Genomic DNA, 15,496 nt, shown 5'->3' on the forward strand with positions numbered 1-15,496 from the left:
ACGCTACACTTTTATTTAGGTGTACAATCAGGTGACGTTTTGATCAAATAAAAATCAGGAAGATGATCGTGAATGCACCAGTAAACTTTAGCCATGAAGCTCAGCCAGAGTTTGAATTGCCGATTAAAAATTATCAGGAATTTTATCGTTTTTATTTAACTGAACACCGTAACATTATGAGCAGACGCTTACACGTGGTGGGCAGTAGCATTGGTCTATACTTTTTTTCAAAAGCAGTCCGTAAGAAGCAAACCAAATATGTACTCTATGGTTTGGTAGCAGGCTACGCAAATGCTTGGGTTGGACATTTTGTGTTTGAAAAAAATAAACCTGCCAGTTTTAAACAACCTTTCTATAGCTTTATTTCTGATTGGCGAATGCTGTCTGACGTAGCGACTGGTCGATTAAGTTTGATTGACCGTAAGCACGATAAAATACCAAGTTAATTTTACTTTCTATTCTTAATATACCGATTGGTACTGTTAAGCCTATATCAATCGGTACTTATGATGATCTATAAATCCGTTATACTAGCGAAGTTTTTTAAAGCGAGAGTAGAGTATGCGCGGTTTATACCTCATTACCAACGATGACCCAATCCAACTATTATTAGAAAAACTAGATGCCGCACTCGCAACTCGTCAGGTCGCAATTTTACAGTACCGCCGTAAGAAAATAGACAAAGCAGACCAACCTGCTGAAGTCGAACAAATCAAATTATTGTGTGAAAAATATCAGGTTCCTTTTGTGATTAATGATGATCTGAAACTGGCTGCTCAGTTTGGATTAGGTGTGCATTTAGGTCAAAGTGACGGTGAAATTACCGATGCAACATCGCAATTACCAGAAGGTGTGATTATTGGCCGTACTTGCCTGAACTCATTAGAACTTGCGCAAAAAGCAATTGCAGATGGCGCGACTTATATTGCATTTGGTGCGGTCTATGCAACTTCTACAAAACCTGAAGCAGGTAATGTGGGTATTGAAGTAATTAAGCAAGCAGCAGCCCAATATGATTTACCAATTTGTGCTATTGGTGGTTTAACTGTTGAAAACTCAAAACCTGTGATTGAGGCTGGGGCTGACCTCTGTGCAGTCATTAGTGATATATTAGGCCGATCAACTGCTGAAATTCCTGCCCGTGTACAGGCCTGGGCACAATTATTTTCTTAAGCTTTCAAAATTATTTTTTAGATATTTAAGACGAGCATTTCCATGAGTTTATCTCCAAAGCAAGAACAGTTATTTAAACAAGCCAGCAAACACATTCCAGGTGGTGTGAACTCTCCGGTACGTGCCTTTAATGGCGTTGGAGGAACACCGGTTTTCATTGAGAAAGCCAAAGGTGCTTATTTATGGGATGTCGATGGTAAGCGTTATGTTGACTATGTTGGTTCTTGGGGACCAATGATTTTAGGTCATGCTCATCCAGAGATTATTAAGGCTGTACAAACAGCAGCAGAAGATGGCTTAAGTTTTGGCGCACCAACCGTACACGAAACAACATTGGCAGATATTATTTGTGAAATCATGCCATCAATTGAATTGGTGCGTATGACTAACTCAGGTACGGAAGCGACCATGACCGCTATTCGTTTAGCGCGTGGTTATACGGGCCGTGACAAAATTGTGAAGTTTGAAGGTTGCTACCACGGTCACTCTGACTCACTGTTAGTAAAAGCAGGTTCGGGCTTACTTACTTTAGGTGAGGGTGAGCCGACTTCGAAAGGTGTTCCTGTTGATTTTGCTAAACATACTTTAACGCTACCTTACAACGATATTGCTGCATTAAAAGAATGCTTTGTAAAATTTGGTCATGAAATTGCGGGTGTTATTATTGAACCAGTAGCGGGTAACATGAATATGGTGAAACCAATTGACGGTTTCTTACAAGCCATTCGTGATATTTGTGATGAATATAAATCTGTATTCATTATTGATGAAGTAATGACAGGCTTCCGTGTTGCTTTAGGCGGTGCGCAATCAGTTTATAACGTTAAACCTGATTTAACGACTTTAGGTAAAATTATTGGTGCAGGTCTGCCTGTTGGTGCATTTGGTGGTAAGCGTGAAATCATGGAATGCATCGCACCTTTAGGCGGTGTATACCAAGCAGGTACATTATCTGGTAATCCACTTGCTATGCGTGCTGGTATTGAAATGTTTAAACATTTACGCCAACCTGACTTTTACAGCAAATTATCTGCTCAACTTGAAAAGTTACTTGCAGGCTTACAAGCTGCAGCTGATGAAGCGGGTATTCCATTTAAGACTCAGCAAGCTGGCGCAATGTTCGGTCTTTATTTTACTAACCAAGAAGATATTACAAGCTTTGACTCAATGTTGGCATGTGATATTGAAGCTTTCAAAAAGTTCTTCCATGGCATGTTAAAGCGTGGGGTAAACTTGGCACCTTCAGCATTTGAAGCAGGCTTTATTTCATCTGCACATTCTGATGAAGATATTGAATTTACGATTCAGGCTGCAAAAGAAACATTCGCTGAAATGAAGTAAGCAAAAAAGCCCGTGTTAAACGGGCTTTTTAATTTGAGCTATTTTTATGTTTGTAGAGAACAATGTTTTATCCCTTACCTCGAAAAATCCAGTTAGCCGCAAGTACTTCAAATTGGTCAGTTGAGTCTACGCAAAGTATATTGTTATTGGTTGGGCTCAATGAGCTTAAACTACGACCAGATTGGTCTGAGCAACCATTGGCGAACCATTTGGAACTGTTGAGTAAGCGCGCTCAATCACTCGAAATTCCAATTATTTTTATTGATACATCTCAGCTTCAACAAACCATGTTGGAGCTTGGTCAGCGTTTGTCATCAAATACTCAGGCTCAAGTTATGATGGCAGGTGATTTATCTCCTCTGTTTAAACAAGTCATGCAGCTTGTTTTATCGATTAGAGATCAGGTCAGTGTTGTAAATGATGCGATCTTGGCGGCTAATCTAGAGCAGCATATCCAATGGGTTGAAAAGATCAGTTTTGACCATATAAAACATTTAAATACGCAGAGCTTAATGCGGTTATGGTCTTTAAGTACGCCGTCCTCTTATATCTTGTCAGATAAAGGAATCTTATTGGCAATTGCTGAACAGGTGGGGCGACATCCTATGGAGATCCATCCTGAAATTGATTTAAGAAACTACGGACTAGATCAGTCTGCTGTGAATTATCTGGTCGATCTATGGCGTGCAAATGGTGCGAGCTTAAGTGCTGAAGAGATAATGCAAGCACCGACATTGCAACATATTATGCAGTTATTGAAGCCTTGACTGACTATAGACCTCAAGTGATCCATAATATTTGCAAATTCTGCTGTTAATTTACCCGAACGGCATTGTAATTCGGACGTAAGCTTTTTATTATTGCCCGCTTGTTTTTCATCTTACCTTGGGAATACAACTTTGAGTGATTTTCTAAGTGAACATCTGATCTATCGTGATGATGATTTTATGGTGATTCATAAACCTTCGGACATCTTGAGTGTTCCTGGTAAGGGTGATTTACATGATAGCGTTTTGACTAGGTTGGTTGCGATTGAACCTAAAACTTTGCTCATTCATCGTCTAGACCGAGATACCTCAGGTATTTTAGTATTTGGTTTATCGAAGCGCGGTCAAAGTGCGATTGCACGTCAATTTCAAGATCGTCAGACTTCAAAAATATATGAAGCGCTTGTCGCAGGTCATTTAGAGGGTGAAGGGACTGTAGATATTCCTGTCATCTATGACCCAAGCCGACCACCTTTACATATTGTCGACGCTTCTCACAACAAGCCTGCTTTAACACATTGGCAGGTCATAGAACATTTTCAGATTCAGGGACAGCCTGTAACTCGTGTGAAATTAACACCAATTACGGGCCGATCTCATCAACTCCGTGTACACATGCAATATCTTGGGCATCCAATTGTAGGTGACACGCTGTATGCAACACCGGAGCAGCAACTTGTTCCGCGTTTATGTTTGCATGCCAAACAGTTAAGTTTTAATCATCCTGTCACAGCAGAAACATTAACTTTTGACTGTCCTGTACCGTTTTAATGTAAAAATTTTAATGCGTGATTTTTTGTAGCAAAGCGATTTAATTGGTTTTTGCTTCAAAATTTTGCTTTAAAGACTACATAAAAAGATGCAAAAATAAGCTAATTTGCATCGTACAATATGTAGTGCGAACTTGAGAGAAAGGTGGAAAAATTGCAGCAGTATGCTATTGGTCAACGTTGGCTATCAGACACAGAAACTGAGCTCGGTTTAGGTGTTCTTATTGATGTAGATGAAAGATCTGTCAGCATTTTATTCCCCAAAAGTGATGAGACACGTGTCTATGCACGTAATAATGCTCCACTATCTCGTATCATCTTCAATACAAATGATGAAGTTCAAGATCAAGAAGGCCAGAAATGGATCGTTGAGTCTGTTGAAGACCGTCATGGCGTTTTGCGTTACAACGTTGTTCGTACTTTAGAAAATGGCGAGCAAGAGCGTAAAGCACTCAATGAAACACGTATTGGTGCGCAAATTCAATTATCTAAACCTTTAGACCGTTTGCTTGCAAGTCAAGTTGACTATAAAGAGTGGTATGACCTTCGTATTGAAGCGATGTTGATGCAAGCACAAATGCAGACCAGTCCTCTACGTGGGATGGTCGGTGCACGTGTTGGCCTGATCCCTCATCAGCTTTATATCGCACATGAAGTTGGTAAACGTTTTGCACCTCGTGTTTTACTTGCCGATGAAGTTGGTTTAGGTAAAACAATTGAAGCTGGTTTAATTATCCACCAACAGCTTAAAACTGGTCGTTCAGAACGAATTCTGATTTTAGTCCCTGATTCTCTTCAGTATCAGTGGATGATTGAAATGCGTCGCCGTTTTAACTTGCAATTCTCTTTGTTTGATTTAACGCGTACTGCATCTATTAAAGAACATGATCCAGAGCTTAACCCGTTCTTGACTGAGCAATGCATTATTGCAAGCGTTGACTTAATGGTTGACCATGATGATTTGCGTGAGCAAGCCATAGAAGCTGGTTTTGATTTGCTCGTAGTCGATGAAGCACATCATTTGATGTGGAGCGAAGAAGAAGGCGGTAATGATCGCTATGATTTAATTGAAGAGCTCGCTGAAAATACAGCAGGAGTATTATTACTCACTGCAACACCTGAACAATTAGGTGTAGAAAGTCATTTCGCTCGCTTACGTTTACTTGATCCACAGCGTTTTAGTAGTTTAGAGCGCTTCTTAGATGAAGAGACTCAGTACCAGCAGACTGCAAAAATTGCTGAAGTGCTCATGTCGGATCAAGCTCTAACACCAGAGCATTTATCTGCTTTAGAAGGTTTGTTAGGTCACAGCATTGAAGACCAGCCAGATCAACGCTTTAGAGCAATTCACGAATTATTAGACCGTCACGGTACTGGACGTATTTTATTCCGTAATACACGTGAAGCTATTCAGGGCTTCCCAGGTCGTGATTGTCAGCCAGCACCATTACCAGCACCAGAAGATTGGTCAAAAGATGGCAAACTGCGTGAGCAAATGTGGCCTGAAGAAGCACAAATTGATGGTTCATGGATGCAAAATGATCCGCGTGTGCCATGGTTAATGGAAATTTTACGCAAAGATCTTAAGCATAAAAAAGTGCTTTTAATTGCGCGTAGTGGACCAGTGGTTGAGTCTTTAGAAAACGTGTTGCGTTTGCATGCAGGCATTCGTACGGCAATGTTCCATGAAGGCATGAGCTTACTTGAGCGTGACCAAGCTGCTGCTTATTTTGCTGAAGAAAGCTATGGTGCTCAGATTCTATTGTGTTCGGAAATTGGTTCGGAAGGCCGTAATTTCCAATTCGCCAGTGATCTAATTTTATTTGATCTACCAGCTAACCCCGATGTTTTAGAGCAACGTATCGGCCGTCTAGATCGTATTGGTCAAGAAAACCGTATCCAAATTCATGTGCCATACCTTGTGGGAACAGCTCAAGAGCGTATGTTCCGTTGGTATAACGAAGCACTAAATATTTTCAGCAATATTTCTCCGACAGCGCAAACGCTGCAAGAGAATTTTATTGTTGAATTAAAAGATTGTTTACTTGCAGACCAAGGTCAAACATTTGAAGATTTGCTTGAAGAGGTGAATGTTCAACGTCAAGCCTTAGAAGCTGAACTTCAAGCTGGCCGAGATCGTTTACTTGAATATAATTCATGTCGTCCTATTGTAGCACAAGAAATTGTTCAAGCTCTTGAAGACTATGACGACAATACAACGCTACCAATGTTTGTGAAGCGTTTCATGTCATCAACCAATATTGATTTTGATGAGCAAAGTAATGGTACGGTGATTATTAAACCGACCGATCAAATGCAAGTGCAAGGTTTGGCATTAGACGAAGAAGGTATGACAGCAACTTTCTATCGCGATCAAGCTCAGCTTCGTGAAGATGCTCAATATTTAACTTTAGAGCATCCATTCATTGAAAGTGTTATGGAAATGATCCGTACACAATCATTTGGTAGTACCAATGTGGCTGTACTTAAATCTAATGCGTTAAAGCAGGGCTCAGTATTAATTGAAGTCTGGTTTAAAGTAGATGTTGTTGCACCTAAATCTTTGAACTTGCCATCAAGCTTGCCGAAACAGCTTATCCGTGTATTGTTAAGTGAAAATGGACAGGATTTATCTGAAAAGATTGATCCAACAATTTTAAAACCTTATTTGCACCATTTAGATGGCAATAGCTGCCGTCAAGTAGTTAAAGCCCGCCGTGATATCATTGAGCAGCGCTATAAACAAGCGTTAGAGATTGCGAAAGTTGATTTACCGCAGCTTCAGCAACAAGCAAAAGAACATTATGGCAATAAATGGCAATATGAAATTGACCGTTTAACTTATCTAAAACAGTTCAACCCAAGTATTCGTCAAGACGAAATTGAACGTTTACAAAAACTGCAAAAAGAAGGCTTGAGCTTACTTGATGGTTTAACTGTTACACCAGAAGCAATTCAAGTGTTAGTTGTAGTTAAGCCTTAACTTACTCAAAATAAAAAAAGCGCCTAGAGGGCGCTTTTTTTATACATCGATTTTGAATTAGATGAGACCAGCGTCTTTTAATTCTAGCTTTAAATACGCATAAAAAATTGGAGCTGCGATTAAACCGCCTAAGCCAAAAATTGACTCAAATACTAGCATTGCTAATAAAATCTCCCATGCATTTGCATTGATTTTATGCCCAATAATTTTAGCATTAATAAAATATTCAAGCTTATGAACCAAAACGAGATAAAGTAATGCTGCTCCTGCTAGTCCTAGGGAAATTGTAAGAGCTGCAATAAACGTTAAAGTGTTTGAAAGCAGATTCCCTAAAATTGGAATGAGACCAAACATAAAGGTCAAGATAGTTAAGGTTTTGGCAAAAGGAAGGTGAACTCCCCAAAGCGGCAACAAAATAAAGGCGAATAAAATAAAGAGCAGCGTGTTAATGGCTGAAATTTTTATTTGGGCAAAAACAACATTTTTAAATGAAATTGATAATTTTTGAATACGTTGGATAAGTAGTGACTTAAAAACAGGCTGAGGCGTACGGCGATGAAAACCATGTATCGCCACCAAAATACCAATAATTAAACCCATGACCATAGTCACGAAGTTATGCAAAATATCGGAACTGGTGTTTTTTAAGGTGGTGACGTTATCTTTCATAAATGCAAAGATTTCGTCTTTTAGATCTGTCACGCTATCAGGAATATAACCTGGAAGATATTTTGTGATCTCTGCTTGTAAATGAAGTAAGGTTTGATCAACTTTGCTATTAATACTATGTAATCCGACACCTTTTAGATCGTATACAACGAAACTAATTAGACTCGTTATGAAAAACCCAATAAGTGAAATGGTGACAATACTGAGTAAAATACTAATAAAAATACGGGCTCTTTGGCCGTCAATATAACGTTCTACAACTGAACTTAAGCTAATAATAATTTCATAAATGAGAAAGCCTGCAAAAAAACTTGCTAATAAATGTAATGGGATAACCGAAAGCAAAAAGATGCCCATAAGAATGTAGCTTGCAATCAGACTTTGACGATTATTCAAATTTTGCATGTGGATCCCTGAGATCGTTGGGAATATAGGAGAAAGAGCAAACGGAAAGATTATTTATACTCTGGCAAGCTATTCGCTTCAATCAGTGAATTATATTTTTATTGGAAAATAGAGGAGTTAGATTTAAAAATGGCCTGTTCATCAACAAGCCATTTATTAGATCATTTTAGCGAATTTTTGCTTCATCTAAATGACGTGCACCTTCTAAAATCATCCGAATCATAATCATGGTTTGTTCAGCAACTTCTGCACGTTGATTGATCGGTAAATCAATCACTTTGGCACCCATGTGAAACACAAGTTGAGTAATAGCTTTTGCAACAAGGTCTGGGTGATACAGGTGATTGTTATTTAAGCGTTCAAGACGAATTAAATCTTCTTGTAGCTCTTGCTGAAAAAAGTTGAGCTGGCGGTCTACGGCAGCCTTATAAGAAGCAGAACCTGTAAAACTTTCACGTAGTAATAAACTTAAATTACCTTCATCGGCATCGAGTTGTTGAAGGAAAATATCGACAGAACTACGAATAATACTTTCTTGTAAAGAAGCACGTAGGCGAGCCTGACGGATAATTTTACGTAAAACGATACCTGCGCGGTCAATTAGAGAAATTGCTAATTCATCGATATCTTTAAAATGTCGATAGAAACTATTTGGGGCAATTCCTGCTTCACGAGCTACTTCACGTAAACTCAATGAAGCAATACTTTTTTGCGGACCAATGAGGTTTAAAGCGGCCTGAAAAAGTTCTTCTTTAGTAATTGTCGCTTTTCTTCCAACAGAACGCGTAGCTGTTTTAATTTCAATGACATCTTGTTGTTGAGGTGTGTCATTCAGGTTCTGAGAAAGTGAAGATTGGGTCATGCTGTTCAATATATTTGTAAACTCTCAGGATTATAGCCTTAGAAGCTGAACTTGTGAAATTGTAATTAAAAGTACGGGTGTATATACAAATATATATACATGTGTATAATAATTAAAAAAGAGCGACAGAGCCTTCAGTTATGCAAGCAATCGAAAAGAGAAATTCTCTATTCAATTCATTGACACAAGCCATCTTTGATAAAGAAATGGCTAATTTCTGGCTACAAAAAGTTAATCCTTTATGGTCTGTAAAGCACGGACTTGTTCAAATTGTAAAAAAAGAATTTGTCGCTCATGACATGGTGAGCCTGACGCTAAAATGTAACCGCCTAGTAAAAATGGGCGTTGCAGGCCAGCATCATCCTGTAATTGTAGAAATTGCTGGTCGTCGCTATGAACGTACTTATAGTTTGACGCAAATAGATGCGCAGCACTTACGTTTAACCGTAAAAAAAGTTGCAGACGGTATTGTTAGTAACTGGTTTATTTCTGAAAGCAAAATTGGTGACGTTTTTGAGCTTGGACAACCGTATGGTGATATGCAACAAAACATCAAAACATCGAATTTAACTATGTTGGCTGCGGGTAGTGGTATTACCCCAATGTTGAGTATAATTACTGCGATTAAACAAAGCCAGCAGTTAGATAAATTTCAGGTACAACTTTTATATTGGGTAAAACAACGTTCAGATGCGGCTTTTATTGAATACTTTGAAAAAGTTGCACAGCAATATCCGAACTTTAATTATCAGGTTTTCTATACACAAGAAACCCCAAATGATGAGCGTTTAAATGCAGAGCATTTAGGTTTAGTTGATGATATCGAAAACAGCACAATTTATGCGTGTGGACCTTCTGGCTTTGTGGCAACTGTTGAGCAACTTTTTGAAAAAGCTCCAGCCGTTTTAACAGAGGCCTTTAGCTTAACAAATGAAAGCTCTGCTGATGATATTGGTTATGTGAATGTCACATTAACCCAGTCTAATAAGGTAATTGCAATTCCTAAAGGCCAGTCAATTCTGGTTAGCCTTGAACATGAAGGCCTTAAACCAACTCATGGTTGCCGTATGGGAATTTGTAATAAATGTGTTTGTAATAAATCACAAGGTTCAACACGTAATTTACTTAACGGTAGCGAAAACACTGAACCAAGCCAATTACTCAAAATTTGTGTGAACTCAGCAAAATCCGATCTAGTTATTGATCTTTAAGAGAGAACTCTTATGAATATGCCAGTGAAAGTCGAATATTTTAAAAATCCTAAAAATCGAGATTTGACTCCAGCAGAACTTGATGCATTTGCAAAAGAGCTCGATCAGATCAAGCAAGAAGTATTGGATGATTTGGGCGAGAAAGACGCTAAATATATCCGCCGTGTTTATGCTGCGATTCGTTATAGTAGCTTTCTAGGCCGAGCATGTTTATTTGCGGGTTGGTTCCCACCAGCTTGGATTTTAGGAACAGGCCTATTAGGCTTCTCTAAAATTATGGAAAACATGGAACTCGGTCATAACGTAATGCACGGTCAATATGACTGGATGAACGATCCTAAATTTAATGGTCAAACTTACGAGTGGGATACTGTCGGTACTTCTGATAACTGGCGCCAAACGCATAACTATAAACATCATACCTATACCAATATTAAAGGTATTGATGATGACATTGGTTACGGTTTACTTCGTTTATTCCCAGAGCAACGCTGGAAGCCAGGTTTCTTACTTCAACCTGTTTATAGCATCCCATTCTGTTTATTGTTCCAATGGGGCGTAGCTATTCAGAATCTTGAAATTGGTCGTGTCCTTTATAAGCGTAAGAGCATGGCAAAGTTCTTAGAAGAGTTAAAACCTGTTAATAAAAAGATTGGAAAACAACTTTTTAAAGACTATGTTTTCTTCCCTTTAATTGCAGGTCCAGCAGCTTTACCTGTATTCACTGGTAATTTGGTTGCAAATGGTCTTCGTAATATCTGGACATTTACGATTATTTTTTGTGGTCACTTCACAAAAGATGCGGAAGTATTTCCAAAGTCTGTTTTACAAGAAGAAAGCCGTGGCCACTGGTATATGCGCCAGATTCGTGGTTCTTCTAACTTGAAAGGTTCAGAAGCATTACATATTTTAAGCGGACATTTGAGCCATCAGATTGAGCACCATTTATTCCCTGATATCCCAGCGCGTCGTTATCGCCAAATGGCTCCAAAAGTGGAAGCTGTATGTAAAAAATATGGTCTAAATTATAACAACGCAAGTCTGGCTAAACAGTTTGGACAGGTGGTAGGCCGTATCTTTAAATATGCTTTACCTTTTAAAAAATAAGTCAAAAAAGCCCTGATGAGTTCAGGGCTTTTTTTAGACAAACAAATTATTTAAACTGAATTGAACCGTTTGCATTCACAGTAATTTTAGACTCACCAGCTGCCATGTCTTGAGCTGGTGCAGCTTCGGCAACGGCAAACTTAGCCATACTGGCACGCATTACAGGTTGTGGGAAATAGTTATTTGTGTTCAGGTTTAGAGTGACTAAAGTATATTGGTTTTTATTCCAAGCTTGGGTCAACATTTGAGCACGTTGTTGGAAGTTTTTAGAGGCTTCAACCATCAACTCATTTTCAACTTTTTTACGTTGTTCATCAGAAACCGTAAAGTTAATTGATTGAGTTTGGAAGTTTTGCTGTAATTCGTTTACTAACTGGCTAGCAGCTTTAAAGTCTTTACTTTCAAGACGGATTTCAGCGCGGCCACGCCATTCTTTTAACTTATTACTATCGTTATCGTAAATTGGGTAAGTGCTTTGAGCACCAGTTTCCACTTTTACTTGAGGATATTTACGAGAAACGCTAAGCGCTTGATTCATTAATTGATTAATTTGATTTGAAAGTTCAGCTGGTTGTTTGTTACTTTTTTCAATATATAAAGTCGCATGCATTTCATCATTAGAAACTTGGCGAGAAGCTTCGGCTTGTACATTTACAATATTGTAGTTCAAAGCATTATCATCCTGAGCAAAAACTAAAGGGCTAAGGAGGGAACCTAAAAGAAGGGTTGATACGGCTAAAGTACGCATAAATTTTTCCTTTAAAAATTAATATAAATTTAATTTTTTTCATTAAGAAATGTTAAACATAACTTATGCATAATTTTTGCAGATTTTGTGGCGTATTTGTAATATTGAGATCAGTTTTTTTAAATGAGGGCTAATATGAAATCTTTTAAAAAATAGTAACTTAAAAATAAAATATTTCAATCTAAACTAAAAAATCAAAGTAATATAAAAAAAGAATATTTTCTTTAGGTTGTCACATAGTATGATGATAATTCATCATAACTATTGGGATGATACATTTTTTCAATAAGATTAGATGAGTAAAGTACATAAAAGACGTTTTTTTTCTTGTAAAATTAGGTATCATCGCGCTCCTAGTTACAAGATATAAAATAAGTGTCTTTGCTAGTTCTATAAAGCACCGAGTCAAAGGACCAATCGTCACCAGACTTATTTCTTTCTACCCCTATCAGAGATGGTAATCCGATATGAGCGTTACTTCCGTTAACCCTGCCACTAATGCTACTAACGAATATTATTTGACTCGCCAAAGTCAAATGGAATCAAATGTTCGTAGCTATCCACGTAAATTACCGTTAGCGATAGCGAAAGCACAAGGATGCTGGGTTACTGATGTTGAAGGTACACAGTACCTTGATTGTTTAGCTGGGGCAGGTACATTGGCTTTAGGTCATAATCATCCTGCGGTGATTCAAAGTATTCAAGATACATTGGCAAGTGGTTTGCCATTGCATACTTTAGACTTAACCACACCTTTAAAAGATGCATTCACTGAAGCATTGTTAGCATATTTACCTGGTGGTAAAGAAGAATATTGCTTGCAGTTCTGTGGTCCTGCTGGTGCAGACGCAACTGAAGCAGCAATTAAACTTGCTAAGACTTACACTGGCCGTAGTTCAGTGATCAGTTTCTCTGGCGGTTATCATGGTATGACCCATGGTGCACTTGCTATGACTGGTAACTTAAGTGCAAAAAATGCAGTTAACGGTTTAATGCCAGGCGTACAATTCATGCCATATCCGCATGAATACCGCTGCCCACTTGGTTTAGGTGGTGAAGCTGGTGTTGACGCTTTAACTTACTACTTTGAAAACTTTATTGAAGATGTAGAAAGCGGTGTAACAAAACCGGCTGCTGTTATTCTTGAAGCGATTCAAGGTGAAGGCGGCGTAGTTACAGCTCCAGTAAAATGGTTGCAAAAAATCCGTGAAGTGACTGAAAAGCACAACATCGTTTTAATTTTAGACGAAGTTCAAGCTGGCTTTGCACGTTCAGGCAAAATGTTTGCATTTGAACATGCAGGTATTGAACCTGATGTTGTTGTAATGTCTAAAGCAGTCGGTGGTGGTTTACCACTTGCAGTATTAGGTATTAAACGTAAATTTGATGCTTGGCAACCTGCTGGTCACACGGGTACTTTCCGTGGTAACCAACTTGCTATGGGTACTGGTCTTGTCGTATTAAAAACGATTAGCGAACAAAATCTTGCTCAAAATGCGCAAGAGCGTGGTGACTTCTTACAAGCTGAATTTAAAAAATTAGCTCAAGAATTCCCATGTATCGGTAACGTACGTGGTCGCGGTTTAATGATCGGTGTAGAGATCGTTGACGAGCGTAAACCAGCTGATCGTATTGGTTCACATCCTGCTGATTCACAATTAGCTGCTGCGATTCAAACTGCTTGTTTCAACAATAAATTATTGCTTGAAAAAGGTGGTCGTAATGGTACGGTAATTCGTTTACTTTGCCCGTTAATCATTACTCAAGACGAATGTGTTGAAGTAGTTGCTCGCTTTAAGAAAGCAATTGCAGAAGCATTGGTTGCAGTACGAGGCGCATAAGTATGGTGGATTTTGCAGAACATCGTAAAGCGTTACTCTGCAATGATGCACAATCCATTGCTGACTATGAGTCAGCAATGGGCGAAGCGGTAAAAGCCGTTTCAGCATGGTTGCAAAATGAAAAGATGTACACTGGCGGTAGCATTAAAGAATTGCGTTCAGCAATTTCTTTCCAACCTTCAAAACAGGGTATGGGTGTACAAGAATCTCTTCAACGTATGATTGAGCTTTTCTTGAATAAAAGCTTGAAAGTACACCATCCACATTCATTAGCACACTTACACTGCCCAACCATGGTGATGAGCCAGATCGCGGAAGTGTTAATCAATGCAACTAACCAATCTATGGACTCATGGGATCAAAGCCCGGCAGGTTCCTTAATGGAAGTTCAGCTCATTGATTGGTTGCGTCAAAAAGTAGGTTATGGTTCTGGCCAGGCTGGTGTTTTCACTTCTGGTGGTACTCAATCTAACTTGATGGGTGTATTGCTTGCTCGTGACTGGTGCATCTCGAAAAACTGGAAAGACGAAAATGGTAATCCATGGTCTGTACAGCGTGATGGTATTCCTGCCGATGCAATGAAAAACGTCAAAGTCATTTGTTCTGAAAATGCACATTTCTCTGTGCAAAAGAACATGGCAATGATGGGCATGGGCTTCCAGTCAGTTGTGACTGTGCCTGTGAATGAAAATGCACAAATGGATGTAGATGCTCTCGAAAAAACGATGGCGCATCTTCAGTCTGAAGGTAAAGTTGTTGCTTGTGTCGTTGCGACAGCAGGTACGACTGATGCCGGTGCAATTGACCCATTGAAGAAAATCCGTGAAATTACCAATAAATATGGTTCATGGATGCATATTGATGCGGCATGGGGCGGTGCATTAATTCTGTCAAATGACTACCGTGCAATGCTTGATGGTATTGAGTTGTCTGACTCAATTACTCTCGACTTCCATAAGCATTATTTCCAAAGCATTAGCTGTGGCGCGTTCTTGTTGAAAGATGAAGCGAACTATCGTTTCATGCACTACGAAGCTGAATACTTGAACTCTGCTTATGACGAAGAGCACGGTGTACCAAACCTTGTGTCTAAGTCATTACAAACGACTCGTCGTTTTGATGCATTGAAATTGTGGATGACAATTGAATCACTAGGTGAAGACCTTTATGGTTCAATGATTGACCATGGTGTAAAACTAACTCGTGAAGTTGCAGATTACATCAAGGCAACTGATGGTTTAGAACTTTTAGTTGAGCCTCAGTTTGCTTCGGTATTATTCCGTGTTGTTCCACAAGGCTACCCAGTTGAGTTTATCGATAGCTTGAACCAAAACGTAGCGGACGAATTGTTTGCACGTGGTGAGGCAAATATCGGTGTAACAAAAGTTGGTAATGTACAGTCATTGAAAATGACAACATTAAGCCCTGTTGTGACATTCGAAAACGTTAAAAACCTTTTAGGTCAAGTATTGGCTGAAGCTGACCGCATTAAAGATGCAATTGCTTCTGGTAACTATGTACCACCAATCGACTAATTGAGTTGATAACAAAAAAAGCTCGGTTTATTACCGGGCTTTTTTATTGCAGATTGTTTTTATTTGAATTGTGTATGAAGAAAA

Annotated in this window: 13 protein-coding genes; 10 read left to right on the top strand and 3 right to left on the bottom strand. The window is 38.8% G+C overall.

Features of this window, described 5'->3' with window-relative positions; all coding sequences use genetic code 11:
• Window positions 1-62: 62 nt before the first annotated feature.
• From KIP84_RS05070 to rapA, 6 genes are all read left to right on the top strand, one after another.
• Window positions 63-446, top strand: coding sequence for a DUF962 domain-containing protein (locus tag KIP84_RS05070; RefSeq protein WP_174723866.1), 384 nt, complete (start codon window positions 63-65; stop codon window positions 444-446).
• Window positions 447-561: 115 nt separating this feature from the next.
• Window positions 562-1,173, top strand: coding sequence for a thiamine phosphate synthase (gene thiE / locus KIP84_RS05075; protein WP_174723864.1), 612 nt, complete (start codon window positions 562-564; stop codon window positions 1,171-1,173).
• Window positions 1,174-1,215: 42 nt separating this feature from the next.
• Complete coding sequence (gene hemL, locus KIP84_RS05080; protein ID WP_174723862.1) at window positions 1,216-2,514, top strand: glutamate-1-semialdehyde 2,1-aminomutase; 1,299 nt, start codon at window positions 1,216-1,218, stop codon at window positions 2,512-2,514.
• A gap of 62 nt (window positions 2,515-2,576) precedes the next feature.
• A complete protein-coding gene (locus tag KIP84_RS05085; RefSeq protein WP_174723860.1) occupies window positions 2,577-3,281 on the top strand; it encodes an acyl carrier protein in 705 nt (234 codons plus the stop codon).
• A gap of 132 nt (window positions 3,282-3,413) precedes the next feature.
• Entirely contained in the window at window positions 3,414-4,052 is a 639-nt protein-coding gene (locus tag KIP84_RS05090) for an RluA family pseudouridine synthase (RefSeq protein WP_005067937.1), read from the top strand.
• Window positions 4,053-4,196: 144 nt separating this feature from the next.
• Window positions 4,197-7,034: an RNA polymerase-associated protein RapA gene (gene rapA, locus KIP84_RS05095; protein WP_005073250.1), complete on the top strand. Its 2,838-nt coding sequence runs from the start codon at window positions 4,197-4,199 to the stop codon at window positions 7,032-7,034.
• A 57-nt stretch (window positions 7,035-7,091) separates the two neighbouring features.
• Here rapA and KIP84_RS05100 read toward each other — a convergent pair whose 3' ends face one another.
• Together KIP84_RS05100 and fabR are read right to left on the bottom strand one after the other, a co-directional pair.
• Entirely contained in the window at window positions 7,092-8,108 is a 1,017-nt protein-coding gene (locus tag KIP84_RS05100; RefSeq protein ID WP_005067939.1) for an AI-2E family transporter, read from the bottom strand.
• Window positions 8,109-8,274: 166 nt separating this feature from the next.
• Complete coding sequence (fabR, locus tag KIP84_RS05105; protein WP_002118668.1) at window positions 8,275-8,970, bottom strand: HTH-type transcriptional repressor FabR; 696 nt, start codon at window positions 8,968-8,970, stop codon at window positions 8,275-8,277.
• Window positions 8,971-9,110: 140 nt separating this feature from the next.
• Here fabR and KIP84_RS05110 point away from each other — a divergent pair, with 140 nt between their 5' ends.
• Both KIP84_RS05110 and KIP84_RS05115 read left to right on the top strand, forming a co-directional pair.
• Window positions 9,111-10,181: a ferredoxin reductase gene (locus KIP84_RS05110; RefSeq protein WP_213689438.1), complete on the top strand. Its 1,071-nt coding sequence runs from the start codon at window positions 9,111-9,113 to the stop codon at window positions 10,179-10,181.
• 12 nt (window positions 10,182-10,193) lie between these two features.
• Entirely contained in the window at window positions 10,194-11,288 is a 1,095-nt protein-coding gene (locus KIP84_RS05115; protein WP_002118415.1) for an acyl-CoA desaturase, read from the top strand.
• Window positions 11,289-11,334: 46 nt separating this feature from the next.
• Here KIP84_RS05115 and KIP84_RS05120 read toward each other — a convergent pair whose 3' ends face one another.
• Entirely contained in the window at window positions 11,335-12,036 is a 702-nt protein-coding gene (locus KIP84_RS05120) for an SIMPL domain-containing protein (RefSeq protein ID WP_086265414.1), read from the bottom strand.
• A 467-nt stretch (window positions 12,037-12,503) separates the two neighbouring features.
• On the opposite strand from KIP84_RS05120, the gene KIP84_RS05125 reads away from it, so the two are divergent.
• Both KIP84_RS05125 and KIP84_RS05130 read left to right on the top strand, forming a co-directional pair.
• Window positions 12,504-13,877 carry a diaminobutyrate--2-oxoglutarate transaminase gene (locus tag KIP84_RS05125; RefSeq protein WP_002118718.1) on the top strand — a complete coding sequence of 458 codons (1,374 nt, stop codon included), beginning with the start codon at window positions 12,504-12,506 and terminating at the stop codon, window positions 13,875-13,877.
• Window positions 13,878-13,879: 2 nt separating this feature from the next.
• Window positions 13,880-15,412, top strand: coding sequence for an aspartate aminotransferase family protein (locus KIP84_RS05130; protein WP_213689439.1), 1,533 nt, complete (start codon window positions 13,880-13,882; stop codon window positions 15,410-15,412).
• Window positions 15,413-15,496: the final 84 nt, after the last annotated feature.

Origin of the sequence: Acinetobacter sp. BHS4 (assembly GCF_018454425.1) — a bacterium.
Taxonomy (GTDB): Bacteria; Pseudomonadota; Gammaproteobacteria; order Pseudomonadales; family Moraxellaceae; genus Acinetobacter; species Acinetobacter pittii.

What these genes read in the sequence shown, in the direction of transcription:
- KIP84_RS05110 (WP_213689438.1), top strand. Translation starts at nt 9,111, where the DNA reads ATGCAAGCAATCGAAAAGAGAAATTCTCTATTCAATTCATTGACACAA.
- KIP84_RS05070 (WP_174723866.1), top strand. Translation starts at nt 63, where the DNA reads ATGATCGTGAATGCACCAGTAAACTTTAGCCATGAAGCTCAGCCAGAG.
- thiE (WP_174723864.1), top strand. Translation starts at nt 562, where the DNA reads ATGCGCGGTTTATACCTCATTACCAACGATGACCCAATCCAACTATTA.
- KIP84_RS05085 (WP_174723860.1), top strand. Translation starts at nt 2,577, where the DNA reads ATGTTTTATCCCTTACCTCGAAAAATCCAGTTAGCCGCAAGTACTTCA.
- fabR (WP_002118668.1), bottom strand. Translation starts at nt 8,970, where the DNA reads ATGACCCAATCTTCACTTTCTCAGAACCTGAATGACACACCTCAACAA.
- KIP84_RS05120 (WP_086265414.1), bottom strand. Translation starts at nt 12,036, where the DNA reads ATGCGTACTTTAGCCGTATCAACCCTTCTTTTAGGTTCCCTCCTTAGC.
- KIP84_RS05125 (WP_002118718.1), top strand. Translation starts at nt 12,504, where the DNA reads ATGAGCGTTACTTCCGTTAACCCTGCCACTAATGCTACTAACGAATAT.
- KIP84_RS05115 (WP_002118415.1), top strand. Translation starts at nt 10,194, where the DNA reads ATGAATATGCCAGTGAAAGTCGAATATTTTAAAAATCCTAAAAATCGA.
- KIP84_RS05130 (WP_213689439.1), top strand. Translation starts at nt 13,880, where the DNA reads ATGGTGGATTTTGCAGAACATCGTAAAGCGTTACTCTGCAATGATGCA.
- KIP84_RS05100 (WP_005067939.1), bottom strand. Translation starts at nt 8,108, where the DNA reads ATGCAAAATTTGAATAATCGTCAAAGTCTGATTGCAAGCTACATTCTT.
- hemL (WP_174723862.1), top strand. Translation starts at nt 1,216, where the DNA reads ATGAGTTTATCTCCAAAGCAAGAACAGTTATTTAAACAAGCCAGCAAA.